Here is a 24,933-nt window from a genome sequence, read left to right on the forward strand (position 1 = left end):
CGAGCGAACGCCGGGATCTGGACGCCTTTGCCGCATACCGAGGCCGCCTGACAGGGCGGCCTTGTCGTTTCCCGGGCTTGAAATGACGCGCCACGCCCCCATCTGCCTGAACATCGCCGCGATCGCGGTACATGCCATTGATTAATCGGAGTTCGATGACCATGAGTGTGGAAACTCAAAAAGAAACCCTGGGCTTCCAGACCGAGGTGAAGCAGCTGCTGCACCTGATGATCCATTCGCTGTATTCGAACAAGGAGATCTTCCTGCGCGAACTGATCTCTAACGCATCGGATGCCGCCGACAAGCTGCGTTTCGAAGCGCTGGCCAAGCCCGAGCTGCTCGAAGGCGGCAGCGAGCTGAAGATCCGGGTCAGCTTCGACAAGGACGCCAAGACCGTGACCCTCGAGGACAACGGCATCGGCATGAGCCGCGAGGACGTGATCACCCACCTGGGCACCATCGCCAAGTCCGGCACCGCCGACTTCATGAAGAACCTCACCGGCGACCAGAAGAAGGATTCGCACCTGATCGGTCAGTTCGGCGTGGGCTTCTATTCCGCCTTCATCGTCGCCGACCAGGTCGATGTCTACACCCGTCGCGCCGGGCTGCCGGCCAGCGAGGGCGTGCACTGGTCGTCGAAGGGCGAGGGTGACTTCGAAGTCGCCACCGTCGAGAAGGCCGAGCGCGGCACGCGCATCGTGCTGCACCTCAAGTCCGGCGAAGAAGAGTTCGCCGACGGCTGGCGCCTGCGCAACGTGATCAAGAAGTATTCGGACCACATCGCGCTGCCGATCGAGCTGCCGAAAGAGCGCTATGGCGAGGACGAAGAGCAGGCGGACGCCGAACCCGAATGGGAGACCGTCAACCGCGCCAGCGCGCTGTGGACCCGCCCGCGCAGCGAGGTCAAGGAGGAGGAATACCAGGAGTTCTACAAGCACGTCGCCCATGACTTCGAAAACCCGCTGACCTGGAGCCACAACAAGGTCGAGGGCAAGCTCGAGTACACCTCGCTGCTCTACGTGCCGGGCCGCGCACCTTTCGACCTCTATCAGCGCGAAGCGCCCAAGGGCCTGAAGCTGTACGTGCAGCGTGTGTTCATCATGGACCAGGCCGACGAGTTCCTGCCCCTGTACCTGCGCTTCATCAAGGGCGTGGTCGATTCCAACGACCTGTCGCTGAACGTCTCGCGCGAGATCCTGCAGAAGGATCCGGTCATCGACTCGATGAAGTCGGCGCTGACCAAGCGTGTGCTGGACATGCTGGAGAAGCTGGCCAAGGACAAGCCCGACGACTACAAGGCGTTCTGGAAGGCGTTCGGCCAGGTGCTCAAGGAAGGTCCGGCCGAGGACTTCGCCAACAAGGAGAAGATCGCCGGCCTGCTGCGCTTTGCCTCCACCGGCACCGATGCCGGTGAGCAGGCTGTGGCGCTGGCCGATTACGTCGGCCGCATGAAGGACGGCCAGGACAAGATCTACTACCTCACCGGCGAATCCTACGCGCAGGTCAAGAACAGCCCGCACCTGGAAGTCTTCCGCAAGAAAGGCATCGAGGTCCTGCTGCTGACCGACCGTATCGACGAGTGGCTGATGAGCTACCTGACCGAGTTCGACGGCAAGCAGTTCGTGGATGTCGCCCGTGGCGATCTGGATCTGGGCAAGCTGGACTCGGAAGAGGACAAGAAGGCCCAGGAGGAAGTCGCCAAATCCAAGGCCGGGCTGGTGGAGCGCCTCAAGGACGTCCTGGGCGAGCAGGTGGCCGAGGTGCGTGTCTCCCATCGCCTGACCGACTCACCGGCGATTCTCGCCATCGGCGAGCAGGACCTGGGCCTGCAGATGCGCCAGATCCTCGAGGCGAGCGGGCAGAAGGTGCCCGAGTCCAAGCCCATCTTCGAGTTCAACCCGAGCCACCCGCTGATCGAGCGGCTCGATGCCGAGGCTGACGAGGATCGCTTCGGCGAGCTCTCGCACATCCTCTTCGACCAGGCCGCGCTGGCGGCAGGCGATAGCCTCAAGGACCCGGCGGCTTATGTGCAGCGCCTGAACAAGCTCCTGGTCGAGCTTTCGGCGTAACCTCGCGTAGCAATGAAGAAGCCCGTTCCGACGGGCTTTTTCATGTCCATAGGTCTATGGTTACAGCCGCTTTTCAACCGTTTGGAAGGATACCGTCATGAACAAGAAAACCTTGCTGCCCCTGGCATTCGCTGGTCTGGCGGGGCTCGCCGAAGCCGGCGTGGTGATGAAGCCGGTGGAATACGAGATCGATGGCGAGCCCTTCGAGGGGCTGCTGGTGTACGACGACAAGGTCACCACGCCTCGGCCGGGCCTGATGATGGTACCGAGCTGGCTCGGCATCAACGAGAACACGGCCAAGAAGGCGGCGCGCGCGGCCAGCGACAAGTACGTGATCTTCGTGGCGGACATGTACGGCAAGGCGACGCGCCCGTCCGGGCCGGACGAGGCCAAGGAGGTCACCGCCGCCCTGCGTGCCGACCGGCCGCTGATGCGCAAGCGCGCGCAGGCGGCGGTGGATGCGTTGCAGAAACAGCAAGGCGAGGTGGCACTGGATACCGATCGGATCGGCGCCATCGGTTTCTGCTTCGGCGGCGGCACGGTGCTGGAACTGGCGCGTTCGGGCGCGCCGCTCAAGGGCTTCGTGTCCTTCCACGGCAACCTCGATACGCCCAACCCGGACGATGCGAAGAACATCAAGGCGCCGGTGCTGGTGCTGCACGGTGCGGACGATCCGGCGGTGCCGCAGGCGCAGGTGGACGGTTTCGTCGCCGAGATGAAGGCCGCCAAGGCCGACTGGCAGCTGGTCAGCTATGGCGGCGCGGTGCATTCGTTCACCAGCCCCGTGGCCAACGTGCCGGGGCGCAACGAATACCATCCGGTGGTCGCGGCGCGGGCCTTCAAGGCGATGGACGATCTGTTCGCGGAAGTCTTCGCCCAGTGACCGGAAGGCCTCGCTCGGATGAGCGAGGCCTTCATCCTGCCCAGCGGCTCGCGCCGCGCGGTTCTCAACGGCCTGGCTCCGCTGCAGAGACGTTTTGTCACGACCTGATTGGCCCCGGGAGGGCAGCCCGATGAACCGCTGCGATCGAGGGCAGGTCTATGCTGGGTCATACAAGGAGCCCGTTTTGGCCAGCATTCGTTTCGCAACATCCTTCATCCTCGCGCTCACGTTCAGCCTGAGCGTCCAGGCCCGCGAGTACCGCTACAGCGACGCCCATCTGCATTACGTGAATTTCTTCCAGGAAAGCGCCGGCATGCCCGAGCTGATCGAGGCGATGGATGCGGCAGGCATCGACCACGTGATGATTTCGGGCATTCCGGTCGCCAAGAAGTGGCATGAGAACGAGCCCAAGCGACCGCGTTATTACGCCGGCGACGATGCCGGGGCCTACTGGTACAGCGCGACGGACGTGTTCGTCGCCGCTGCGGTCAAGAAACAGCCCGCCGAGCAGCGCAAGCGCTTCCATCCGTTCCTGTCGGGCTTCAATCCGGTCGACAAGAATGCCGATGCGCACATCCGCCGGATGCTGGAGCTCGATCCCGGGCTCTGGCAGGGGCTGGGGGAGATCTTCACCCGCCACGACGACCTCACGGCGCTGACCTACGGCGACACGCCGAGGGCCAATAACGAGGCGCTGGCGCGCGTCTACCATCTGGCCGCCGAGTTCGATCTGCCGGTGATGATCCACTCCAACATCACCTCCAAGCGCGAGCGAAATCCGCTCTATCTGCAGGAGCTCGAAGAGCCGTTGCGCAACCATCCGCATGTGCGCTTCATCTGGGCGCATGCGGGCACGAGCATGGAACTGCATCGCCACCAGGAGAAGCTCGACTTTCTCCTCGACACGGTGAGCCGCCTGCTGGGCGATTATCCCAACCTCTACATCGATCTTTCGTGGACCATGCTGCGGCCCTATTTGCTGGACGAGGAGGGCACGCCGAGTCCGGAATGGGTCGAGCTGGTCAAGCGCTTCCCCGACCGCTTCATGCTTGGCTCCGACGTGGTGGGGCAGTTCGGCAGCCTGGGCGAGTACATGAAGGGGTTCGATGCGTTCCTCGATGCGCTGCCCGAGGACGTCGCGATGCAGGTGGCGAGGGACAATTTCCTGAGCGTCCTGCCGCGCGCCACGCGGGAAGCCGCCGGCCGCTGAAATCAGCTGCCGTCACCGCGGGCAGGCACCGTCCCGGCGGGCCGAAGGGCTCGGCCGGCCGGGATGCTTCGATGTCCTCAGCCGCGGGCGAGGAAGCGCATGCCTTCCTCGAGGCCGTTGAGCGTCAACGGGTACATCCGGTCTTCCACCAGCTCGCGGATGATGCTGGTGGAGGAGGTGTAGCCCCAGGTGTCCTTCGGGTAGGGGTTGATCCAGATGAGCTTCTTGTACTTCTCCATGAAGCGCTGCATCCAGACGTAGCCCGCTTCTTCGTTCCAGTGCTCGACGCTGCCGCCGGGCTGGGTGATCTCGTAGGGCGCCATGGCGGCATCGCCGACGAACACCACCTTGTAGTCCGGCCCGTACTTGTGCAGCAGGTCGAAGGTCGGGGTGCGCTCGGAGGTCCGGCGGAAGTTGTTCTTCCACACCGATTCGTAGATGAAGTTGTGAAAGTAGAAGTACTCGAGGTGCTTGAACTCGGTCTTGCAGGCCGAGAACAGCTCCTCGCAGATCTTCACATAGGCGTCCATCGAGCCGCCGATGTCGAACAGCAGTAGCAGCTTGACCGCGTTGCGCCGCTCCGGGCGCATCTGGATGTTCAGCAGCCCGGCGTCGCGGGCGGTGTGGTCGATGGTGCCGTCGATGTCCAGCTCTTCCGCCGCGCCCTGGCGGGCGAACTTGCGCAGGCGGCGCAGGGCGATCTTGATGTTGCGCGTGCCCAGCTCGACGTTGTCGTCGAGGTTCTTGTATTCGCGCTGGTCCCACACCTTGACCGCCTTGCCCTGGCGCTTGCCGGCGTCGCCCACGCGAATGCCTTCGGGGTTGTAGCCGCCGGAGCCGAAGGGGCTGGTGCCGCCGGTGCCGATCCACTTGTTGCCGCCGGCGTGCCGTTCCTTCTGCTCCTCGAGGCGCTTCTTGAATTCCTCGATGAGCTTGTCCAGACCACCGAGCGACTGGATCTGGGCGCGCTCCTCGTCGGTCAGGTTGCGTTCGAATTCCTTGCGCAGCCACTCTTCGGGAATCAGTGCTTTGAGGTATTTGTCGAGGTTTTCCAGCCCCTGGAAATAGGCACCGAAGGCCCGGTCGAACTTGTCGAAGTGACGCTCGTCCTTGACCAGCACGGTGCGGGCGAGAAAGTAGAACTCGTCCATGTCGGCGAAGACCACGCGCGCTTCGAGCGCATCGATCAGGTCGAGCAGTTCGCGGACCGACACCGGGACCTTGGCGGCGCGCATTTCATTGAACAGGCCAAGCAGCATGTAAAACCTCGGGCGTGACGGGATGCGTCAGGCAAAAGAAGGCGCGTCAGCTGCCTTCGACGTGTTGGGGCAGCTCGTCCTGGATCTCGTACCAGGGTGCCTTGGAGCCGACGTAGATGTGGCTCTGCGGTACCACGGACAGCGCCGAGTCCAGAGTGCCGGCCGCGACGCCGATGGAGTGATCGCGGTTGTCGACGAACTGCAGGTTGGCCCCGCAGTGACGGCAGAAGGTCCGGGTGACGTGCTCGGACGAGTGATACACGCCGAGCTGGTCCTTGCCCCGGGTCAGGTGGAAGTGCTCCAGCGGCACGGTGGCGTAGGTGCCGAACGCCGTGCCATGGGCCTTGCGGCACATGCTGCAGTGGCAGTGGGTAAGCGTCTCGATGGGCGCATCGATGCGGTACGCGACCGCTCCGCACAAACAGCTACCGGTATGCATGACTCTTCCTCCGTTCTGAACAGGGGAGACGTGTCCTGGAGCCTCAGCGGCTGCCGCGGCGGCTCATGAAGGCCAGCCGTTCCAGCAGCTGCACGTCCTGCTCGTTCTTCACCAGCGCGCCGGCCAGTGGCGGGATCGCCTTGGTCGGATCGCGCTCGCGCAGAACGGCCTCGCCGATGTCGTCGGCCATCAGCAGCTTGAGCCAGTCGACCAGTTCGGAGGTCGAGGGCTTTTTCTTCAGGCCCGGCACCTTGCGCACGTCGAAGAAGATATCCAGCGCCTCGGACACCAGTGACTGCTTGATGCCGGGGTAGTGCACGTCGACGATCTTCTGCAGGGTCTGGCGATCCGGGAAGGCGATGTAGTGGAAGAAGCAGCGGCGCAGGAAGGCGTCCGGCAGCTCCTTCTCGTTGTTGGAGGTGATGATGATGATCGGGCGTTGCGTGGCCTTGATGGTCTCGTTCGTCTCGTAGACGTAGAACTCCATCTTGTCGAGTTCCTGCAGCAGGTCGTTGGGGAACTCGATGTCGGCCTTGTCGATCTCGTCGATCAGCAGGATCACGCGCTCCTGGCTTTCGAACGCCTCCCAGAGCTTGCCCTTCTTGATGTAGTTGCGCACGTCGTGGACCTTGTCGACGCCCAGTTGGGAATCGCGCAGACGGCTTACCGCATCGTATTCGTACAGACCCTGGTGCGCCTTGGTGGTCGACTTGATGTGCCAGGTGATCAGCTTGGCGCCGAAGGATTCGGCCAGCTGTTCGGCGAGCATGGTCTTGCCGGTGCCCGGTTCGCCCTTGACCAGCAGTGGCCGTTGCAGGGTGATCGCGGCGTTGACCGCCAGCTTGAGGTCGTCGGTGGCGACGTAGGATTGAGTACCTTCGAACTTCATCGGGGTTCCTTGGGACAGGTGGCCCGGCAGGGGCGGGCAGGCGAGCGTGAGTAGCGCGACTATAGCCCGACGGTTACCGGCTGTGAACGAAACGCCGTCATTCAGTCACTGAATGGTCGCCACGCGGTCGGACGCTGCTTCGCGATCAGCCGTCCTCGCCCAGGGCTCGCTCGAAGCGGGGCGCGAAGGCCTCGACGAAAGCGTTGCGCAATATCGCGAAGAACGCCTGCAAGGGGCTCACGTCGGTATCGTCGAGGCTGCCCGAGACTTCGATGCGCGTCGCGAACTGGTCTTTTTCCTGATTCTGCAGGACGTTCTGGCCGCCGCCGACGACCGCTTCCCAGAGCCCGCGCAGGAAGCCCTTGTCGTCGTTCTGCACGTCCTGCTCCCAGTCGAACACGTCGACGTTGCGCAGCAGCGGCTTGATGTAGCCGTCGAGCTGGCCCTTGCGCGCTTCAACCTCCACCACCAGGTCGCCGGTGCCACCACGGAAGTCGAACCGGCCGTACGCGGAGGCGAAGTCGTTGAGGCGGGTCAGGTCAGTGCCGGTGACGCGCAGGCGGAAGTCGAAGTCCTCCATGCGCACCAGCGGGTCGAAATAGGCTTCCACTTCCAGCGGCGCATGGTCGAGAAAACGCGCGGTGCCGTTGAGGCTCGCGTCGCGGGTGCCTTCGGCATCGCGCTCGTTGGTGAGGTTGTTGATCGTCAGGTTGACCTGATCGGCATAGAGGTTGACCTGCGGGTCCGAGCTGAAATTGCGGAACGCCAGTTTGCCGTTCTCGATCCGTACCTCGTCGAGGCGCACCAGCAGCATCTCCTGCAGCGTGTCGCGCCAGTCGACGCCTTCGCCGGTCTGTTTCTCCGATTCGGTTTCGCCATCGACGAAGTTGAGTTCCGGCTCCTGCAGGCGCACCACCGCGACGATCGCGCGCTCTTCCCAGAGAGCCCGCCAGCTGACCGCAAGGTCGATCACCGGGACGCGCAGGAGCGGCACCTGCACCGAGTCGTCGGCCTTGCTGATCACCAGGTCGTTTATTTGATAGGCGCCTCGCCACCAGGCCAGGTCGACGTCTTCGACGTGGCCGCGGTAATCACCCATGTCCGCCATCTTGTCGTTGAGCAGGTTGCGCACCAGATAGGGCAGCGCCAGATGCAACGCCAAGAGCAGCAGGGCGATGACCAGAAGGGTGATGAGCGGTATGCGTGCCGAGTTCTTCATGTCATAGAAGACTGCCGCCCGCGCCGGGGGTTCAGCGTTTTTGACGCCCGTTGCGGCACGACATAGGCTTGCCTCTTTGGCATCGACCGAGGGACAGCCGCCATGAGTCGCATCTTCGTAGACAACGCGCAGGCCATTGGCAATACGCCGCTGGTGATGATCAACCGTCTCGGCCCCAAGGGGGTGACGCTGCTGGCCAAGATCGAAGGCCGCAATCCGGCGCATTCGGTCAAGTGCCGGATCGGCGCGAACATGGTGTGGGATGCCGAGGAGTCCGGACGCCTCAAGCCGGGCATGACGATGGTCGAGCCCACCTCGGGCAACACCGGGATCGGCCTCGCGTTCGTCGCGGCGGCGCGTGGGTACAAGTTGATACTGACCATGCCCGCTTCGATGAGCCTGGAGCGACGCAAGGTGCTCAAGGCGCTCGGCGCCGAGCTGGTGCTGACCGAGCCTGCGAAGGGCATGAAAGGCGCCATCGAGAAAGCCAGCGAGATCGCGGCCTCGGACCCCGAGCGCTATTTCATGCCGCAGCAGTTCGAGAATCCGGCCAACCCGGCGATCCACGAGAAGACCACCGGTCCGGAAATCTGGAACGACACCGAGGGCGCGATCGACGTGCTGGTTTCCGGCGTTGGCACGGGCGGAACCATCACCGGCATCTCCCGCTACATCAAACGCACCCAGGGCAAGCAGATCCTTTCCGTGGCGGTCGAGCCGGTGAGCTCGCCGGTCATCAGCCAGACCCTGGCCGGGCAGGAGGTCAAGCCCAGCCCGCACAAGATCCAGGGCATCGGCGCGGGCTTCGTGCCGAAGAACCTCGACCTGTCGATGGTCGACCGGGTCGAGCAGGTGACCGACGAGGAATCCAAGGCGATGGCGCTGCGCCTGATGCGCGAGGAGGGGATTCTCTGCGGTATTTCCTCCGGTGCGGCGATGGCGGTGGCGGTGCGTCTGGCCGAGCATCCCGAGATGAAGGGCAAGAACATCGTGGTGATCCTGCCGGACTCGGGCGAGCGCTACCTCTCCAGCATGCTGTTCGCCGACCTGTTCACCGAGCAGGAACTGGTGCAGTGAACCGCTGAAAGGCCGGTTGCGACAACCGGCCTTTCAGCCCTCGCTTCAGGCTATTTCAGGACGCCTCAACCGGCACCAGGCAAGGCGTTCGAGCCATCGGCTTCGGCGTTCGGCAAATCGCCGCGCTGTGCTCGGGTGGCTTTGGAGGGTGGCGCTTGCGCCACCCCTTCCCGAAGGCGCGGTGCTTTCAAAGCGCCGGGCCACTGGCTAAGCTCGGGCGTACCCTTGCCTTCGCAGACGCATCGACATGGCTCAGCAATGGCCCTCCGCCGATATCGCCCGGCAGATCCTTCTCGGCTTCGACGACTATCGCGATGCCTTTCGGCGCATCACCGAAGGGGCGAGGGCTCGTTTCGAACAGGCCCGGTGGCAGGAAGCCCAGCGCGCCTCGGCAGCCCGTATCAGCCTCTATGAAGAGAAGGCCAACGAAGCCGGCGCCCGCTTGCTGGCGCACTTCGGCCGCATGGTGTTGTTGCAGGTGGAGCGGTGGCCGCAGGTCAAGGCCGCCTACATCGAGCTGATCGATCCGCGCCTGGACGATGAGCTGGCCGAGACCTGGTACAACTCGATCTTCTGCAAGCTGTTCAGCCACGACTGCATCAGCGACCGCACCATGTTCATCCAGACCACCCGCCCGGCGTTCCGCGCCGAGGAGCGTGTGGCGCAGACCCGTCTCTATCGGCCGCACGGGAATCTGGCCGGCGTGCTGAGGCAGATCCTGGACGACCATGCCTTCGACGTGCCCTATGCCGATCTGGCCGGTGATCTCGCCCGGTTGGGCGCGCAGTTGCAGAGCTGCCTGCCGGATTGGGTGTGCAAGGACCCCGCGCTCAGCATCGAGCTGTTCTGCTCCGTGCTCTATCGCAACAAGGGCGCTTATCTGGTCGGCCGGCTCAACACCCGTGACGAACAGTGGCCGCTGGTGATCCCGCTGCTGCACCGTGAAGGCCAGGGCATCGTCGCCGATGGGTTGATCACCGACGAGGCGGAAGTCTCCATCATCTTTTCCTTCACCCGGACCTACTTCATGGTCGAGGTGCCGGTCCCGGCGGAGTTCGTCGGCTTTCTCAAGCGCATCCTGCCCGGCAAGCACATCGCCGAACTCTACACCTCGATCGGCTTCTACAAGCACGGCAAGTCCGAGTTCTATCGCGCCCTGATCGACCACCTGGCAAGCACCGACGACCGCTTCGTCATGGCGCCGGGCGTGCGCGGCATGGTGATGAGCGTGTTCACGCTGCCCGGCTTCAATACCGTGTTCAAGATCATCAAGGACCGTTTCTCGCCCATCAAGACGGTCAACCACGCGGCGGTCATGGAAAAATACCGGCTGGTCAAGCATGTCGATCGCGTCGGGCGCATGGCCGATACCCAGGAGTTCGCCGACTTCCGTTTTCCGAAGGACAAGTTCGAGCCCGAGTGCCTGGCCGAGCTGCTCGAGGTCGCGCCCTCGACGGTCGAGGTGCAGGGCGAGACGGTGCTGATACGCCACTGCTGGACCGAACGGCGCATGACGCCGCTGAACCTGTACGTCGAGAGCGGCAGCGAGCAGCAGGTCAGGGAGGCGCTGGAAGACTACGGCCTGGCGATCAAGCAGCTGGCGGCGGCGAACATCTTTCCCGGCGACATGCTGCTGAAGAACTTCGGCGTGACCCGACATGGGCGCGTGGTGTTCTACGACTACGACGAGGTCTGCTTTCTCACCGAGGTCAATTTTCGCCACATCCCCGAAGCCCGTTATCCGGAAGACGAGATGGCGTCCGAACCCTGGTATTCGGTGGGGCCCAACGATGTGTTTCCCGAAGAGTTTCCCCGCTTCCTGTTCACCGACAGGGCGCAGCGTCAGCTGTTCGCCAGCCTGCATGGCGAACTCTATGACGCCGACTACTGGAAAGGGCTGCAGAAGGCCATCCGCGAAGGGAAGGTGATCGATGTCTTCCCCTATCGGCGCAGCGGCCACGATCATCCGTGAGTGCAGCCAAGGGGGCATATCGCACCGCGTCGTGACACGAAAGGAAATACTCCCGGCTGCCGCTTTCGCCACGGCGACCGCCGGGGCCTAAACCTCACCGGTCGATCGCTGTCCATTGCCTGGCTCGCGTTCGGCAGCATCTGCAGAGCGCATTCGACTCAACGCGCAGGGATGGATCACGTGAATCACAACAATCCTCGGGCCAAGGCGCTGCTCGCGCTGTTTTCCACCGGCATCGCCGGTGCTTCGCTGGCGGCAGAGCCGACCGAACTCGACGCGCTGACCATCACCGCGCCGCGCACCGAAGCCAGCTGGGTGCAGACCCCCGCGGCCATCGGCGTGGTGGAGGCCAATCAGGCGCTCGGCGAGCAGAACCTCACGCTCGACCGAATGCTGGCGCCGATCCCCGGCGTCTTCTCCCAGAATCGCTACAACGTCGCCCAGGGCATGCGGCTTTCGATTCGCGGATTCGGCGCGCGGGCGAACTTCGGCGTGCGGGGCGTGCGGGTATTGGTCGACGGCGTGCCGCTGACCATGCCCGACGGCCAGACCGAGTTCGACGGGCTGGATTTCGGCCTGGTGGAGCGCATCGAGGTGATCCGCGGCCCGGCCTCGACCCTGTACGGCAACTCGGCCGGCGGTGTGGTACTGATCCAGACCCGTGAGCCGGCCGCCGAGCCCTACAGCCTGGTGGACGTCTCGGCTGGCGAACTCGGCTACCGCCGCGTGCGACTGGAAACTGGCGGCAGCAGCGGTAACGTCGGCGGGCTGCTCGCGTTCAACTCGACCCAGCTCGACGGCTATCGCAGCCAGAACCGCGCCGAGACCAACACCCTGACCGGCAAGGTGAACTGGTACGCCGATGCGGGACGGCTGGGGCTGAACTTCAACGCCATCGACAACCGGGCCGAGGACCCGGGCGGCCTGACCGCCGCGGAAGTGCGCAGCAACCGCGACGGCGCGGCGCCGAACAACCTGGCCTACGACAGCGACGAGGAAATCCGCCAGCAACGCCTGTCGCTGGTCTGGGACGGCGCGGGGATGGGCGACGACGAATATCAGTTGCGCAGCTATGTCGGGCAGCGCGAGTTCGGCAACAGCCTGGCTTTCACCAATGGTGGCCAGACCAGCTTCGAGCGGCGTTTCGCCGGCATCGGCGGGCAGTACACCCACCGTGCCGACTGGCTGGGTGTCGGCCATCGTCTGACCGGTGGCGTCGAGCTGGAGGCGCAGCGCGACGATCGCAGCCGTCACGACAACCTGTTCGGTACCCGCGGCGCCCGGACGCTGTACCAGGACGAAAAGGCCGACAGCGCCGGCCTGTTCCTCGAGGACGAGATCGCCCTGAGCGAGCGCTGGCAGGCCAACCTGGGGGTGCGCTACGACCGGGTGCGGTTGGCGGTCGACGACAAGTTTCTCGCCGATGGCGACCAGTCGGGTTCGCGCACCCTGGACGACTGGAACTACAGCACCGGGCTGAGCTACCGGCTCGACCCGCATCACCACCTGTATGGCCGGGTGGCCACATCCTTCGAAACGCCGACGGTCAACGAACTGGCCAACCCAGCCGGCGGCGGTTTCAACCCCGGGCTCGGCCCGGCCCAGGCGCTGAACCGCGAAATCGGCCTCAAAGGTGAATGGCCGACGCTGCGCTACGAGGTCGCGGTGTTCAGCATGAAGCTCGACGAGGAACTGGTGTCCTACACGCTGCCGGGCCAGAGCGGGCGTAATTTCTACCGCAACGCGGGCACGTCCCGGCGCGACGGTGTGGAGCTGAGCGTCGACTGGCAGGTCGACGATGCCTGGCGACTCACCGCGGCCTATACCTACAGCGATTTCGAGTTCCGTCGCTATCAGGCCGGCACGGCGAGCTTCGATGGCAACGTCATTGCGGGCATTCCCCGGCAGACGCTGTTCACCGAGCTCGCCTACGAGCAGGACGACTGGTTCGCGCGGATCAACTTCAACGCCTTCGACCGCTTCTATGCCAACGACGCCAATACCGAGCGCGTCGCAGGCTACGCGCTGGTTAATGCCCGCGTCGGTACCCGCTGGCGGGTGGCTGGGCAGCTGCTCGAGCCCTACCTGGGTGTCGATAACCTGTTCGACCGGGACTACTTCGACAACGTACGCATCAACGACGCGAACGGGCGCTATTACGAGCCCGGCCCGGGACGCACGCTCTACGCCGGACTGCGGGCGACCTTCTGAGGCCGTGACGCAGCGCCACGGGCAGCGGACGATGCCGGCAGCAACGTCCGGGAGGCCAGGGCGGTCACTCAATCGTTGGCCGTGAGGGCCGGGTTGCGCTAGTCTGCAGTCAAGACCTGCGGGTCCCAGCCGTCCGCGGCGCCTAACTTAATGCAGTAGGAGGGTGGATTCATGAAAGCATGGCTCAATCGCATGTGCGTCAATCTGGCGGTCGCCTTGGGCCTGGTCGAACCGCCCCGGCTGCAGCCGATCCCGGTGCGGGCGCAACGCCAGCCGCAGGATCGCCGCCGGCGCTGAACCGTTCAGCGTACGAAGTCGTAAGGGCCGCCGCGTTCCAGGGCCCGTCGATAGGCCGGCCGCGCATGGATGCGCTTGAGAAAGTCCATCAGTCGCGGCCGGCTTTCGTCCAGCCCGCCCCGTGAACGGGCAGCTTCCAGCGGAAAACTCATCTGCACGTCGGCGGCCGTGAAGTCCTCGCCGGCGAACCAGGGCGCCTTGCCCAGCTCCGCTTCCATGTAATCCAGATGCGTCTTGAGCTGCGGGCCGATGAACGCCCGATTGGCGCCGTTGGCAATCGCCCGGGCGATGGGTCGGACGAGGAACGGCATGGGGCCCTGGGCTACCTTGTCGAACACCAGCTTCAGCAGCAGCGGCGGCATGGCCGAGCCTTCGGCGTAATGCATCCAGTAACGAAAACGCAGATGATCGGGGCTTCCCGGGGCGGGCTGAAGGCGGCCCTGGGCATAGCGGTCGAGCAGGTATTCGATGATCGCGGCCGACTCGGCGATGGTCAGCTCGCCGTCGGTGATGACCGGGGATTTTCCAAGCGGATGCACGGCCTTGAGCTCGTCGGGTGCCAGCAGGGTCCTGGCGTCTCGCTCGTAGCGCTTGACCTCGTAGGGCAGCTCCAGCTCCTCCAGGAGCCACAGGACGCGCTGGGAGCGCGAGTTGTTCAGGTGATGCACGACGATCATGTTGATTCCCGTATCCCGGCTGCCGATCCGCTAGCATAGTCGCTTTGCCGGCGAACAGCCGAGGCAGATTCGTCCCCCGCAGGAGCCCCATGCCCCGTCCCACCTGTGCCCGTTGCCAGCGACCGCTCGCCCATTGCCTGTGCGTCCTGATTCCGAGCGTGCCGAGCCGTACGGCCGTGCTGATCCTGCAGCACCCGAGCGAAGCCGGCCATGCCCTGAACACCGCGCGCCTGGCCGCTCTGGGATTGCAACGTGCGGAGCTCTGGGTAGGCGAGCGTTTCGAGGCGCTGGCGGACGTGCTCGACGCCCATGGCGCCGGCGCGCGGCTGTTGTTTCCGGGGGAGGGCGCGCAGACCTTGGTCGAGCCGTGGCCACAGCCGGCGCAGACCTCGCTGCTGGTGGTGCCGGACGGCACCTGGCGCAAGGCACGCAAGCTGCTGTACCTCAATCCCCCGTTGACTGAACTGCCCCGGGTCGCCTTGCCGCAAGGGATGCAGAGCCGTTACCGGGTGCGCAAGGCACCGGCCGAGGGGGCGCTGTCCACGGTCGAGGCGATCGTCCACGCGTTGTCGGTGCTCGATGCGCCGCTGCGCTTCGACGCGTTGCTGCGACCCTTCGAAGCCCTGATCGAGGGGCAGATCCAGGCGATGGGGCGTGAAACCTACGAGCGCAACCATGCCACGCGGGACGATTCATCCACGTGAGGCGAGGGTCTTCTGCCGCAGGATATAGAGGGTGACCAGCACCGCGGAGACGAGCATGAACGCCCGCGCCCAGAACAGCGGCACCAGCCAGCAGGACAGACCGATGCTCAGCCACATCAGGCCGATCGCGTAGACCTTGCCCTTGAGCGGGATGCCGTTGCCTTCGAGGTAGTCCCTGATCCAGGGACCCAGGTGCTTGTGGCCGACCAGCCAGAGGTAGAAACGCCGCGAGCTGCGTACGAAGCAGGCCGCGGCGAGCAGCAGGAAAGGCGTGGTTGGCAGCACCGGGAGGAAGATGCCGATCACCCCCAGCGCCACGCTGAGCCAGCCGATACCCAGCAGCAGGTAGCGCAACAGCGGATTGCGCAGCTGCGGGATATCGCGGTGAGCCATGCCGCGTACCGGCTTCTCAGTGGCGGCGCGGCTTGAGCAGGGCGGGCTTTTCTTCGGGCGCGTGGCAGATCAGATAGAGCGCCGTGAGGATTTCCGGGATCTGCGCGACCATTTCGTCGACCAGGCCTTCGTCCTGGGCGATGTCGGCGAATTCCGGCTGCTCGTCGAACAGACCCGAGCCGACCATGATCGGCAACAGCAGCTCGCTGACTTCCTCTTCGGCGTCCTCGAACCAGACGGCCTCGCGCAGGAAGACGCCTTCCATGAAGCCGATGCACCAGCCGCGCAATTCGGAGTCGTCCGGGTCTTCACCCAGGTCGAGGTCGCAGGGCAGGTCCATGTCTTCGTCGCTGGCCAGTTGGCGGGCGATGTGCGCCTTGAGTTGCACCAGCGTCGCCTCGATGGCTTCGCGTTCGGTGTCGTCGGCATAGCGGGGCGGTTCGGCGAACAGCGCGTCGATCCATTCGCGCTCGGGCACCTGGTCGGGGCAGATGCACAGTGCCGTCAGGTAGCCGTGGGCGGCGATGTAGTCCAGCGCCTCTTCATGCAGGTCATCGGCATCCAGAAAAACCTGCAGGCGGGCGAGTTGCTCGGCAAAAGACATCGGTGACTACCTTGGGCTGGGGACAACGGGTGATTCTAGACGACCCGCAGTGGCCCGGCTACCTGCCGAGGCAAGGTGCGGTCCTGTGGCGCGCCCGTTTCGTCGGCTTTGCCGGCAAAGCCTGAAGGCCGGCGTGACGTCGCGTATACTGCCGGCCTAGTTTCGGAGACCGGCATGCTCGACCAGGCACAGCGAATTCTTAAAGACGTATTCGGCTACGACGCCTTTCGCGGCAATCAGGGCGCGATCATCGAGCGTGTCGCCAGCGGGCTCGACGCGCTGGTGCTGATGCCCACCGGTGGCGGCAAATCGCTCTGCTATCAGGTGCCGGCACTGCTGCGCGACGGGCTGGCCGTGGTGGTGTCGCCGCTGATCGCGCTGATGGACGATCAGGTCGCGACGCTCGAGGAGCTCGGCGTGGCGGCTGTCGCACTCAATTCCAGCCAGACGCCGGACGAGCAGCGCGAGATCGCCGAGCGCCTGCGCCGCGGCGAGATCAAGCTCCTGTACCTGGCGCCGGAGCGCCTGGTGCAGCCGCGCATGCTGGCCTTCCTGCAGCGCCTGCAGGTCGGGCTGTTCGCCATCGACGAAGCCCATTGCGTGTCCCAGTGGGGGCACGATTTCCGTCCCGAGTACCTGCAGCTCGGCCAACTGGCCGAGTTCTTTCCGAACGTGCCGCGCATCGCGCTGACCGCCACGGCAGACAAGAGGACCCGCGAGGAGATCGTCCAGCGGCTGCACCTGGAGTCGGCCGAGCGCTACCTGTCGAGCTTCGACCGGCCGAACATCTTCTACCGCATCGTCCCCAAGGAGCAGCCACGCAAGCAGCTGCTGGGGTTTCTGGCCGAACGCCGTGGCGATGCCGGCATTCTCTACTGCATGTCGCGCAAGAAGGTCGACGACATGGCGGCCTTCCTGACCGAACAGGGCTTTCCCGCGCTGCCTTACCACGCCGGCCTGCCGGCCGAACTGCGGGCCCATCACCAGAGGCGCTTTCTCAACGAGGAAGGGCTGATCATGGTGGCGACCATCGCCTTCGGGATGGGCATCGACAAGCCGAACGTGCGCTTCGTCGCCCACCTGGATCTGCCCAAGTCGCTCGAGGCGTATTACCAGGAGACCGGCCGCGCCGGCCGCGACGGGCTGCCCGCCGATGCCTGGATGGCCTACGGGCTCCAGGACGTGATCTTCCTCAAGCAGATGCTCAACAACTCCGAAGGGGACGAGCGCCACAAGCGCGTCGAGCAACACAAGCTCGATGCGATGCTCGCCCTGTGCGAAGAGACCCGTTGCCGTCGCCAGGCATTGCTCGCCTATTTCGACGAAGACATGCCCAACCCCTGTGGGCATTGCGACAACTGCGTCGACGGCGTGCAGACCTGGGATGCCACCGAGCCTGCCCGTCAGGCCTTGTCGGCCATCTATCGCAGCGGCCAGCGTTATGGCGTCGGGCATCTGGTGGACATCCTCCTGGGGCGCGACAACGAGAAGGTCCGCAACCTGGGGCACCAGCACCTGTCGGTGTTCGGCGTCGGCAAGGACCGCGCCGAGGGCGAGTGGCGGTCGCTGTTCCGCCAGCTCGTGGCGCGCGGGCTGGTCGATGTGGATCTGGACGGCTTCGGCGGCCTGCGCCTGAGCGAGCAGTGCCGGCCGTTGCTGCGCGGCGAAACCACGCTCGAGCTGCGCCACGAGGTGACCAGCAAGGCGCCCAAGCCGGCATCGAGCGCCGCCAGCCAGCTGGTCCGCAGCGAAGAGCGCGAGCAGTGGGAGGCGTTGCGTGCGCTGCGCCGCAAGCTGGCCGAAGAGCATGGCGTGCCGCCCTACGTGATCTTTCCGGATGCGACCCTGCTGGAGATGCTGCGCGGCCAGCCGTCCTCGCTGGCGGACATGGCACGGGTCAGCGGCGTGGGGGCGCGCAAGCTCGAACGCTACGGCGCCGCCTTCCTCGAGGTGCTGCAGGGCGGGGCGCAGGTGCCCAAGTCGCCCGCCGATCTGCGTCATGAGCTGATCAGCCTGGCCTGTGCGGGCATGACGCCGTCGCAGATCGCCACGCAGCTCGCCTGCACCGAGAAGAACGTCTACGCGATGCTCGCCGAGGCGATCGGCCGGCAGCAGTTGTCCCTCGACCAGGCGCTGGACCTGCCGGACGACCTGTTGAGCGAGATTCAGGATGTCTTTCTCGACGGCGAGGGCGAGCTGCCGGGGGTCGCCGAGGTGGCCGAACGCTTCGGCAAGCGTGTTCCTGCGGGCGTGCTGCATTGCGTCAGGGCGGCGTTGCAGGCCGAGTTCGAGGTCTGAGCGCGACGCAGGCGGCCTGACATCGAGCGCCAAGGGGGCGCTTGTTTCCCGCAAGGGTTATGCTTAGCTTCCTAATAATAAGCATCGCCCTGGATTGTCCTTATGCCGCACCTCGCTCACCACAGTTTCGGAATGCAGCTGGCCCTGTTGTCGCGCGCCTGGCGGGCGGAGCTGGATCGCCGCCTGGCCTCGCTGGGTTTGTCCCAGGCACGCTGGCTGGTCCTGCTGCACCTGGCGATGCTCGGTGCACCACCCACCCAGCGCGAACTGGCCCAGAGCGTGGGTGTGGAAGGCCCGACCCTGGCGCGTCTGCTGGACAGCCTGGAGTCGCTGGGGCTGGTCAATCGCGTCGGGGTTCCCGAAGACCGCCGTGCCAAGAAGATCACCCTGACCGATCAGGCGCGTCCCCTCATCGCGCAGATCGAAGCCATTTCTTCGGCGCTGCGCGCGGAGCTGTTCGCCGGGATCGACGAAGCCGACATTCAGCGCTGCCAGGAGGTCCATCAGCGTATCCTGGCCAACCTGTCACGCATCTAGACCGCCGGGGCCCCGAGCATGTCGCCGACCAAACCCGAAATCGTCATTCGCTACTGCACCCAGTGCCAGTGGATGCTGCGCGCTGCCTGGCTGGCCCAGGAGCTGCTGTCGACCTTCGCCGACGACCTCGGTCGGGTCGTGCTGGAGCCCGGTACGGGCGGGGTGTTCCAGGTTACCTGCAACGGGACGCAGATCTGGGAACGCAAGCACGACGGCGGTTTCCCCGAGGCCAAGGTGCTCAAGCAGCGAGTGCGCGACCTGATCGACCCCGCTCGTTCGCTGGGGCACAACGATCGTTGATCCGGTGGTTTTACCTTTGGCTTACCAAGTGCTGACGGCACCGCCTTTCGCCGCTTCCTAGAATGCCCTGGCGCCAATCCGGCGTTTCCAGAGGTTTCCACGATGCGTTCCTCCTATGCGCGCGTCCTGCTCGCGGGGCTGTTGGCGTTTGCCGTCACGGCTCCCGCCCTGGCCGGCCCGCAGGGTCCCGGTCGTTTCGACCATCACGGCAAGGGGCCTCGTCACGGGCACGGCCTACCGCCCATGGCCAGAGAGATCCGGGTCGGCAATACCCTGTATTTCGTCGCGGCTGACCGCTATTACAGGTGGAGCGCCAGGCGCAGGGAGTACGTGCGGGTCTCGCCTCCGCCAGCGGTTCGGACCGTGGCGATGGCCGGTTATTACGTGATCGCCTATCCCACGCGTGGGCAGTCGGCGGACCGGCAGTCCAGGGACCGCTACGAATGCCATCGCTGGGCGGTGAACCAGAGCGGGTTCGATCCCGCTGGCGCAAACTCGGCGCCGGCCCGCCGCGTTGCGGACACCTATCGCCGTGCCCTGGGCGCCTGCCTGGGCGGTCGCGGCTACAGCGTCAACTGACGGAGCGCGCCGGCTCGGCTGCCGGGGCCGGCGTGCTTTTCAGCCGGCTGCTGGCAATGGTCGCGAGGATGATCAGTGTCCCGCCGGCGAGCATGCGCAGCGTCGGCTGCTCGGCGAACAGCAGCCAGGCGAAGGCGATTCCGTAAACCGGTTCCAGCGCGAAGATCACCGACGTGGTCCGGGCCTTGAGCACGCGCAGGCTGGCGACGAACAGGCTGTGCGCAAGGCCCGTGCAGAACACGCCGAGCATGCCGATCCACAGCCAGTCCAGTGCGGGCATCCCGGCGACGCCGACCCAGGCGAAGGGTGCCAGCGCAATGAGGATCGCAAGGTTTTGCCAGAGCGCCGCCTGGACGGCATCGATGCCGCGGGTGACGGCGCGGTTGAGCAACGCCAGCAAGGCGAACAGAAAACCCGACAGCACCGCCCAGAGCAGCCCGACGGTGGCCTCGCTGGCCAGGTCGAACCCGGGTGTCACCAGCCCGAGCCCGACGCACACCAGCAGCACCAGGCCATACTCGATCGGCCGGGTTCGCTCGCGAAACAGCAGCCCTTCGAGCAGCACCGTGAAGGCGGGAAAGCTGGCGAAGCCGAGCGTGGCGATGCCGACGCCTGCGACCTTCACGGCAATGAAGAAGGTCACCCAGTGGCCACCGAGCAGCAGGCCGCCCATCAGCAGGCCCAGGCGGCTGCGCCAGTTCGGGCGCGCACCGCTGGGCTGGAGCAGATACGAGGCGATCAGCAAGGCGAGGACCGCGAAGAGGGCGCGGCCGAAACTGATGGTCAGGGGCGAACTCTCGGCGAGTTTGCCGAGCACGCCGGAGAGGCCGAACATCAGGGCGCCGAGGTGAATGGCAAGCAGGGCGTTACGGTGAGTCATGGTGATTCTGCAGAGGGTCGATGGACCGGCTGCGGATCGCAGCGGCAGGCGCGAAGCCTACCAGCTGCAGAGCGGGAAGGGGCGTCTAGAGGATGACCTTGTCGCGCAGTTTCTGCGCCGCCTGGTTGAGCGCCTGGATCACGCGCTCCTTGTCGAAGTTCTGGATGCCGTTGGTGTCGAGGTACATCGAGAAGCCGGGCAGCTCGTGCTCCATGTAGCTGGAGGTGGCGCCGAGGTCACGACGGAAATCCACGACCTGGTAGATCTGTACCGGACGGGAGAAGCCCTTCACGTTGATCTGGCCCTTGTCGCGGCACATGATCAGGTCCTTCACCAGCGAATAGGTCTCGTGGGAGATGAGGATCTCGCCGGCTTCGGCCGAGCTTTCCAGGCGGCTGGCCAGGTTCACTTCGCGGCCGATGATGGTGTAGTCCATGCGGGTGTCGGCGCCGAAGTTGCCCACCGTGCAATAGCCGGTGTTGATGCCCATGCGGATTTCCAGCGGCTTGGTGATGCCCTGGGCCCGCCACTGCTGGCGCAGCACTTTCATGTGCTTGCGCATGGAGATGCCCATGGATACCGCGGCGACGGCGTCTTTCTTGGCGCCCTGGCTGCTCGGGTCGCCGAAGAACACCATCACCGAATCGCCGACGAACTTGTCGATGGTGCCGCCGTACTTGAGGGCGATCTTCGACATCTCGTTGAGGTAGTTGTTGAGCAGGTCGGTCAGCGCCTCGGCTTCGAGTTCTTCCGACAGCTCGGTGAAGCCCTTGATGTCGGAAAAGAACACCGAAAGCTTCTTGCGCTGGGTTTCCAGGCGGACGCTGCGCCGGCCGGTGAAGATCGATTCCCAGACCTGGGGCGACAGGTACTTGGCGAGGTTGCGCGCCAGGCGCGCGGCCTTCTCCTGTTCGGCCTTGATCTCCTTGCGCGCCTGCGCCAGGCGAAGGCCCTGCTCGTGGACGAAGTAGGCGGTGATGCAGACGTACAGCATCGCCAAGACGATGCACACCAGCGAGACCAGCGTCGGGGTGGTGCCGGCCATCTCGACCGGCACTACCAGGCTGCACAGGCCGATGGTGATGCAGACGGCCGTCAGGGCCATGAGGAAGTTGCGCAGCCCGCCGGTGACCAGGGCGCTGAAGCCGAGGATCAGCAGGAACATCAGGCCGGGTACGGCGGCGAAACCGAGCAGCACCACGGCGCAGCCCGCGTTCACGGCGTCCAGGCAGAGCAGGGTCTGCGAGGTGCGTTCGGGGTGCTCGCGCTTGAAGCGGTAGCTCAGGTGGTAGGCCAGGTGTGGATACAGCAGCGCGTAGGGAATCATCCACAGCAGGTCCATGGAGAAATACTGCGCGTAGCTTCCGGCGGCAAGGCCCGCCGCTGCGGCGAGATAGGCCAGCACGCGGGAGTAGTACTCGCGTAGGGGACGAGTAGCGAGGCCATTGCGGCGATCACTGAGTGCTGAATTCATGTGTGGCTACGATCCCTGATCAATACTACGCGTTGCAGACGACTGCGCTCGACGCTTCCTGAATGCGCCTTGCGTGCGGGATCATAACCAAGCCGAGCTCAGCCGCCAAACGCGTCGGCCGAAAGGTATCAATTTTCGTGAGGTCTCTTCAGCTTGTAACCTTCTGCGGGGCATCCTGCTTGCGATACAGCGATTGCCTGGGCGCAGCGAATACGCGGCGCAGCATCGGTTCGAAAAAGGCCAGCGGCAGGGTGGGGTAGTCGGGGTCGAACGCCGCCGCGTCGTACCGGGCGCAGAATTCGGCCGTGTGGCGGTACAGCGGATGGCCGTCGAACTGGTCGCGCAGGTGGCGATCCATCCCCAGGTGATGGAAGAAGTAGTAGCCCTGGAAGATGCCGTGCTTCTCGACCATCCAGAGGTTCTCGGCGCTGACGAACGGCTTGAGGATGGCGGCGGCGATATCGGGGTGGTTGTACGAACCCAGGGTATCGCCGATGTCGTGGAGCAGGGCGCAGACGACGTATTCCTCGTCGCGGCCGTCCCGGTGGGCCCGGGTGGCGGTCTGCAGCGAGTGCGTCAGGCGGTCCACGGGAAAGCCGCCGAAGTCACCTTCGAGCAGCTCCAGGTGGGCCAGTATCCGGTCCGGCAGCTCCTTGGCATAGGCGCCGAAGTGGCGGGCGATCGTCGTCCAGTCCTCTTCGGTGCCGTCCTGCATGTGGGTGAAACGGGCGCGATCGGTCATGGCGAGTCTCTCCTGCCGGCAGGTCGTGATCAGAACGGGATACGCCCGGTCAGCATGTCGCGAAACATCACCCAGTCGCCCAGCAGGCTGTAGAGCGGGTACTGGAAGGTCGCCGGGCGATTCTTCTCGAACACGAAATGGCCAATCCAGGCGAAGCCGTAGCCGGCCAGCGGGGCGGCGAGCAGCCATAGCCACTGCTGGCTGATCAGCGCATAGCCGAGCACCGCCAGCACGACCAGGCTGCCGGCGAAATGCAGGCGGCGGCAGGTCGGGTTGCGGTGCTCCTGCAAATAAAAGGGATAGAAATCGGCAAAGCGGGTGAAACGTTCGGCGGTTTGCGTGCCCATGGCCGCCCCTCCTGTCATTGTCGGTCACCCCAGTCTAGGCGAGCTGGCTCGCCGGGCCAGTGACATTGGATGCCAGATTAGTATCCTTGGGCGCTGGCCTGCGTGTCGCCAGGGCCAGGAGGGCGGACAACAATAATGAATCAACGCACCACATCTTCGAGTTGGGCCCTGGGCATCGTCCAGGCGCTGGAGCTGGGCGGCGTCGACTGCCGGCAGCTGTTCGTCGAGCTCGGCATGGATTACGAGGCGCTGGCCGATCCCGATGCCCGTTTCCCGCAGGATGGCATGACGCGCCTGTGGCAGCGCGCGGTCGAGGAGTCGGGTAATCCCGCGATCGGCTTGAACCTGGCCCAGGTGATGCGGCCCGGCGCCATGCATGTGGTCGGCTACGCCCTGATGTCCAGCCGAACGCTCAGGGACGGCTTCGCGCGGCTGGTCCGCTACCAGCGGATCATCGCCGAAGGGGCTGACCTCGATTTTCTCGCCCAGCCCGATTGCTATGCCCTGACGCTCGCCATCCACGGTGATCGTCTGCCGCCGGCGCGGCAAAGCGCCGAGGCTTCGCTGGCCAGTACGCTGGCGTTCTGTCGCTGGCTGACCGGGCGCCCGCTCACGCCGCTGGAGGTGCGTTTCCAGGGCGAGCCTCCGGTCGAGCTGGAGCCGTACCAGCATCTGTTTCAGGCACCCCTGCAATTCAACGCGCGGCACTACGCGCTGATCTTCCGTCGCTCGGACATGGAGACGGCGCTGCCGACGGCGAACGAGTCCCTGGCGCGGCTGCACGACCGCTTCGCCGGCGATTATCTGGCGCGCTTCGACAGCAATCGTGTGACGCATCAGGCCCGGCAGGCCCTGTGCCGGCTGCTGCCACAGGGCGAGCCCAAGCGCGTGGCGGTCGCCCAGGCCCTGCACCTGTCGGAGCGGACGCTGCAGCGGCGGTTGCAGGAGGAGGGCACCAGTTTTCAGCAGCTGCTCGATGACAGTCGGCGTGAGCTTGCCGGCCAGTACCTGGCCCAGCCGAGCCTCACGGTGCTGGAGATCGCCTATCTGCTGGGTTTCGCCGACCCGAGCAATTTCTTTCGTGCGTTCCGCCGCTGGTTCGGCACCACGCCCGGCGAATACCGCGCCGATGGCGAACGGCGCGGCTGACGGCCGGGCCGTCAGTGGCGCCAGAACACCCGGGTCATCAGTACCAGCACGGTGATGATTTCCAGGCGGCCGAGCAGCATGCCGGCCGACAGCAGCCATTTCGCGGCGTCGGGCAGGGTGGAGAAGTTACCGGCCGGGCCGATGATCGGACCGAGGCCGGGGCCGACGTTGCACACCGCCGTCGCCGCGCCGGTCAGGGCGGTGATCGGGTCGAGCCCCAGCAGCGCCAGTGACAGCGCCAGCACGCCGATGGTGATGGTGAAGAAGAACGAGAAGGTCAGGATGGAGCGGACGATTTCCTCGTCGAGGGTGTGGCCGTTGTACTGCTGCTTGATGATCGCGCGTGGATGCACCAGCTGGCGCAGGTAGGTGCGCAGCAGCGAGTAGGCGACCTGGAAGCGGAAGATCTTCAGGCCGCCGGCCGTCGAGCCGGAACAGCCGCCGACGAAGGTCAGGTAGAAGAAGGCGAGCACGGCGAAATCGCCCCAGAGGGTGTAGTCGCCCAGCGCGAAGCCGGTGGTGGTCACCACCGATACCACGTTGAGCGAGACGATGCGCAGCGCGTCGAGGAATGGGTAGTCCGAATGCAGCCACAGCCACACCGCGAACGCGATGCAGGTCAGCGCGAGGAAGGCGAGAAAGCCGCGGACTTGCTGGTCGGCGAACAGCGCGTAGCGATTGCCGCGCAGGGTCGAGACCATCAGGATGAAGGGCAGGCCGCCCA

At 65.2% G+C, this 24,933-nt stretch carries 25 protein-coding genes; 13 read left to right on the forward strand and 12 right to left on the reverse strand.

Going from position 1 to position 24,933, the window contains the following annotated elements; genetic code table 11:
* Window positions 1-161 precede the first annotated feature (161 nt).
* The 3 genes from htpG to DN824_RS12350 all read left to right on the forward strand — a co-directional run bounded on the left by htpG (window position 162) and on the right by DN824_RS12350 (window position 4,162).
* Entirely contained in the window at window positions 162-2,069 is a 1,908-nt protein-coding gene (gene htpG / locus DN824_RS12340; protein WP_138408703.1) for a molecular chaperone HtpG, read from the forward strand.
* A gap of 97 nt (window positions 2,070-2,166) precedes the next feature.
* Complete coding sequence (locus DN824_RS12345) at window positions 2,167-2,952, forward strand: dienelactone hydrolase family protein (RefSeq protein ID WP_138408704.1); 786 nt, start codon at window positions 2,167-2,169, stop codon at window positions 2,950-2,952.
* Between the two features lie 184 nt (window positions 2,953-3,136).
* Window positions 3,137-4,162 (forward strand): amidohydrolase family protein, encoded by a 1,026-nt coding sequence (locus tag DN824_RS12350; protein WP_241666696.1) that lies wholly within the window; start codon window positions 3,137-3,139, stop codon window positions 4,160-4,162.
* Between the two features lie 77 nt (window positions 4,163-4,239).
* Here the strand turns inward: DN824_RS12350 and DN824_RS12355 are convergent, their stop codons facing one another.
* From DN824_RS12355 to DN824_RS12370, 4 genes are all read right to left on the reverse strand, one after another.
* Window positions 4,240-5,421: a vWA domain-containing protein gene (locus DN824_RS12355; RefSeq protein WP_138408706.1), complete on the reverse strand. Its 1,182-nt coding sequence runs from the start codon at window positions 5,419-5,421 to the stop codon at window positions 4,240-4,242.
* A gap of 46 nt (window positions 5,422-5,467) precedes the next feature.
* Window positions 5,468-5,860, reverse strand: coding sequence for a GFA family protein (locus tag DN824_RS12360; protein WP_138408707.1), 393 nt, complete (start codon window positions 5,858-5,860; stop codon window positions 5,468-5,470).
* 43 nt (window positions 5,861-5,903) lie between these two features.
* Complete coding sequence (locus tag DN824_RS12365; RefSeq protein ID WP_138408708.1) at window positions 5,904-6,749, reverse strand: AAA family ATPase; 846 nt, start codon at window positions 6,747-6,749, stop codon at window positions 5,904-5,906.
* A gap of 145 nt (window positions 6,750-6,894) precedes the next feature.
* A complete protein-coding gene (locus DN824_RS12370; protein ID WP_138408709.1) occupies window positions 6,895-7,968 on the reverse strand; it encodes a DUF748 domain-containing protein in 1,074 nt (357 codons plus the stop codon).
* Between the two features lie 102 nt (window positions 7,969-8,070).
* On the opposite strand from DN824_RS12370, the gene cysK reads away from it, so the two are divergent.
* From cysK to DN824_RS22820, 4 genes are all read left to right on the forward strand, one after another.
* A complete protein-coding gene (gene cysK, locus DN824_RS12375) occupies window positions 8,071-9,045 on the forward strand; it encodes a cysteine synthase A (RefSeq protein WP_138408710.1) in 975 nt (324 codons plus the stop codon).
* A 247-nt stretch (window positions 9,046-9,292) separates the two neighbouring features.
* Window positions 9,293-11,017 carry a bifunctional isocitrate dehydrogenase kinase/phosphatase gene (aceK, locus tag DN824_RS12380; protein ID WP_138408711.1) on the forward strand — a complete coding sequence of 575 codons (1,725 nt, stop codon included), beginning with the start codon at window positions 9,293-9,295 and terminating at the stop codon, window positions 11,015-11,017.
* Window positions 11,018-11,197: 180 nt separating this feature from the next.
* Entirely contained in the window at window positions 11,198-13,228 is a 2,031-nt protein-coding gene (locus DN824_RS12385; RefSeq protein ID WP_241663868.1) for a TonB-dependent receptor family protein, read from the forward strand.
* A 171-nt stretch (window positions 13,229-13,399) separates the two neighbouring features.
* Window positions 13,400-13,525, forward strand: a complete 126-nt coding sequence (locus tag DN824_RS22820; protein ID WP_282096978.1) for a PA1414 family protein — start codon at window positions 13,400-13,402, stop codon at window positions 13,523-13,525.
* Between the two features lie 5 nt (window positions 13,526-13,530).
* Here the strand turns inward: DN824_RS22820 and DN824_RS12390 are convergent, their stop codons facing one another.
* Window positions 13,531-14,202, reverse strand: coding sequence for a glutathione S-transferase (locus DN824_RS12390; RefSeq protein WP_138408713.1), 672 nt, complete (start codon window positions 14,200-14,202; stop codon window positions 13,531-13,533).
* An 89-nt stretch (window positions 14,203-14,291) separates the two neighbouring features.
* Between DN824_RS12390 and DN824_RS12395 the strand changes: the two genes are divergently transcribed.
* On the forward strand, window positions 14,292-14,906 hold the full coding sequence (locus tag DN824_RS12395; RefSeq protein WP_138408714.1) for a tRNA-uridine aminocarboxypropyltransferase: 615 nt from the start codon (window positions 14,292-14,294) through the stop codon (window positions 14,904-14,906).
* On the opposite strand, the gene DN824_RS12400 is transcribed toward DN824_RS12395, so the two are convergent.
* Both DN824_RS12400 and DN824_RS12405 read right to left on the reverse strand, forming a co-directional pair.
* The gene (locus DN824_RS12400; RefSeq protein ID WP_138408715.1) at window positions 14,895-15,299 is read right to left on the reverse strand and encodes a YbaN family protein; all 405 of its coding nucleotides are present in this window, start codon (window positions 15,297-15,299) and stop codon (window positions 14,895-14,897) included. The genes DN824_RS12395 and DN824_RS12400 overlap by 12 nt on opposite strands.
* A gap of 16 nt (window positions 15,300-15,315) precedes the next feature.
* On the reverse strand, window positions 15,316-15,903 hold the full coding sequence (locus DN824_RS12405) for a UPF0149 family protein (RefSeq protein ID WP_138408716.1): 588 nt from the start codon (window positions 15,901-15,903) through the stop codon (window positions 15,316-15,318).
* Window positions 15,904-16,077: 174 nt separating this feature from the next.
* Between DN824_RS12405 and recQ the strand changes: the two genes are divergently transcribed.
* The 4 genes from recQ to DN824_RS12425 all read left to right on the forward strand — a co-directional run bounded on the left by recQ (window position 16,078) and on the right by DN824_RS12425 (window position 19,617).
* Window positions 16,078-18,201 (forward strand): DNA helicase RecQ, encoded by a 2,124-nt coding sequence (recQ, locus tag DN824_RS12410; RefSeq protein WP_138408717.1) that lies wholly within the window; start codon window positions 16,078-16,080, stop codon window positions 18,199-18,201.
* A gap of 102 nt (window positions 18,202-18,303) precedes the next feature.
* On the forward strand, window positions 18,304-18,738 hold the full coding sequence (locus DN824_RS12415; RefSeq protein ID WP_138408718.1) for a MarR family transcriptional regulator: 435 nt from the start codon (window positions 18,304-18,306) through the stop codon (window positions 18,736-18,738).
* An 18-nt stretch (window positions 18,739-18,756) separates the two neighbouring features.
* On the forward strand, window positions 18,757-19,038 hold the full coding sequence (locus DN824_RS12420) for an Rdx family protein (RefSeq protein WP_138408719.1): 282 nt from the start codon (window positions 18,757-18,759) through the stop codon (window positions 19,036-19,038).
* Between the two features lie 243 nt (window positions 19,039-19,281).
* A complete protein-coding gene (locus tag DN824_RS12425; RefSeq protein WP_349751561.1) occupies window positions 19,282-19,617 on the forward strand; it encodes a hypothetical protein in 336 nt (111 codons plus the stop codon).
* On the opposite strand, the gene DN824_RS12430 is transcribed toward DN824_RS12425, so the two are convergent.
* From DN824_RS12430 to DN824_RS12445, 4 genes are all read right to left on the reverse strand, one after another.
* Entirely contained in the window at window positions 19,610-20,497 is an 888-nt protein-coding gene (locus tag DN824_RS12430; RefSeq protein WP_138408721.1) for a DMT family transporter, read from the reverse strand. The genes DN824_RS12425 and DN824_RS12430 overlap by 8 nt on opposite strands.
* Before the next feature lie 85 nt (window positions 20,498-20,582).
* Complete coding sequence (locus tag DN824_RS12435) at window positions 20,583-21,971, reverse strand: adenylate/guanylate cyclase domain-containing protein (RefSeq protein ID WP_138408722.1); 1,389 nt, start codon at window positions 21,969-21,971, stop codon at window positions 20,583-20,585.
* A gap of 148 nt (window positions 21,972-22,119) precedes the next feature.
* Window positions 22,120-22,713 carry an HD domain-containing protein gene (locus DN824_RS12440; protein WP_138408723.1) on the reverse strand — a complete coding sequence of 198 codons (594 nt, stop codon included), beginning with the start codon at window positions 22,711-22,713 and terminating at the stop codon, window positions 22,120-22,122.
* Between the two features lie 29 nt (window positions 22,714-22,742).
* The gene (locus DN824_RS12445) at window positions 22,743-23,060 is read right to left on the reverse strand and encodes an Mpo1-like protein (RefSeq protein WP_138408724.1); all 318 of its coding nucleotides are present in this window, start codon (window positions 23,058-23,060) and stop codon (window positions 22,743-22,745) included.
* Between the two features lie 135 nt (window positions 23,061-23,195).
* Here DN824_RS12445 and DN824_RS12450 point away from each other — a divergent pair, with 135 nt between their 5' ends.
* Entirely contained in the window at window positions 23,196-24,209 is a 1,014-nt protein-coding gene (locus DN824_RS12450; protein WP_138408725.1) for an AraC family transcriptional regulator, read from the forward strand.
* An 11-nt stretch (window positions 24,210-24,220) separates the two neighbouring features.
* Here the strand turns inward: DN824_RS12450 and DN824_RS12455 are convergent.
* On the reverse strand, window positions 24,221-24,933 hold a 713-nt coding region (locus tag DN824_RS12455; RefSeq protein ID WP_138408726.1), incomplete at its 5' end, for a TrkH family potassium uptake protein.

This window comes from Stutzerimonas nosocomialis (assembly GCF_005876855.1).
Lineage (GTDB): Bacteria > Pseudomonadota > Gammaproteobacteria > Pseudomonadales > Pseudomonadaceae > Stutzerimonas > Stutzerimonas nosocomialis.

Coding starts and splice junctions, on each gene's coding strand:
- DN824_RS12420 (WP_138408719.1), top strand. CDS start 18,757: ATGTCGCCGACCAAACCCGAAATCGTCATTCGCTACTGCACCCAGTGC.
- DN824_RS12435 (WP_138408722.1), bottom strand. CDS start 21,971: ATGAATTCAGCACTCAGTGATCGCCGCAATGGCCTCGCTACTCGTCCC.
- DN824_RS12425 (WP_349751561.1), top strand. CDS start 19,282: ATGGCCAGAGAGATCCGGGTCGGCAATACCCTGTATTTCGTCGCGGCT.
- recQ (WP_138408717.1), top strand. CDS start 16,078: ATGCTCGACCAGGCACAGCGAATTCTTAAAGACGTATTCGGCTACGAC.
- DN824_RS12405 (WP_138408716.1), bottom strand. CDS start 15,903: ATGTCTTTTGCCGAGCAACTCGCCCGCCTGCAGGTTTTTCTGGATGCC.
- DN824_RS12440 (WP_138408723.1), bottom strand. CDS start 22,713: ATGACCGATCGCGCCCGTTTCACCCACATGCAGGACGGCACCGAAGAG.
- DN824_RS12450 (WP_138408725.1), top strand. CDS start 23,196: ATGAATCAACGCACCACATCTTCGAGTTGGGCCCTGGGCATCGTCCAG.
- htpG (WP_138408703.1), top strand. CDS start 162: ATGAGTGTGGAAACTCAAAAAGAAACCCTGGGCTTCCAGACCGAGGTG.
- aceK (WP_138408711.1), top strand. CDS start 9,293: ATGGCTCAGCAATGGCCCTCCGCCGATATCGCCCGGCAGATCCTTCTC.
- DN824_RS12355 (WP_138408706.1), bottom strand. CDS start 5,421: ATGCTGCTTGGCCTGTTCAATGAAATGCGCGCCGCCAAGGTCCCGGTG.
- DN824_RS12365 (WP_138408708.1), bottom strand. CDS start 6,749: ATGAAGTTCGAAGGTACTCAATCCTACGTCGCCACCGACGACCTCAAG.
- DN824_RS22820 (WP_282096978.1), top strand. CDS start 13,400: ATGAAAGCATGGCTCAATCGCATGTGCGTCAATCTGGCGGTCGCCTTG.
- cysK (WP_138408710.1), top strand. CDS start 8,071: ATGAGTCGCATCTTCGTAGACAACGCGCAGGCCATTGGCAATACGCCG.
- DN824_RS12445 (WP_138408724.1), bottom strand. CDS start 23,060: ATGGGCACGCAAACCGCCGAACGTTTCACCCGCTTTGCCGATTTCTAT.
- DN824_RS12390 (WP_138408713.1), bottom strand. CDS start 14,202: ATGATCGTCGTGCATCACCTGAACAACTCGCGCTCCCAGCGCGTCCTG.
- DN824_RS12395 (WP_138408714.1), top strand. CDS start 14,292: ATGCCCCGTCCCACCTGTGCCCGTTGCCAGCGACCGCTCGCCCATTGC.
- DN824_RS12370 (WP_138408709.1), bottom strand. CDS start 7,968: ATGAAGAACTCGGCACGCATACCGCTCATCACCCTTCTGGTCATCGCC.
- DN824_RS12415 (WP_138408718.1), top strand. CDS start 18,304: ATGCCGCACCTCGCTCACCACAGTTTCGGAATGCAGCTGGCCCTGTTG.
- DN824_RS12345 (WP_138408704.1), top strand. CDS start 2,167: ATGAACAAGAAAACCTTGCTGCCCCTGGCATTCGCTGGTCTGGCGGGG.
- DN824_RS12400 (WP_138408715.1), bottom strand. CDS start 15,299: ATGGCTCACCGCGATATCCCGCAGCTGCGCAATCCGCTGTTGCGCTAC.
- DN824_RS12430 (WP_138408721.1), bottom strand. CDS start 20,497: ATGACTCACCGTAACGCCCTGCTTGCCATTCACCTCGGCGCCCTGATG.
- DN824_RS12360 (WP_138408707.1), bottom strand. CDS start 5,860: ATGCATACCGGTAGCTGTTTGTGCGGAGCGGTCGCGTACCGCATCGAT.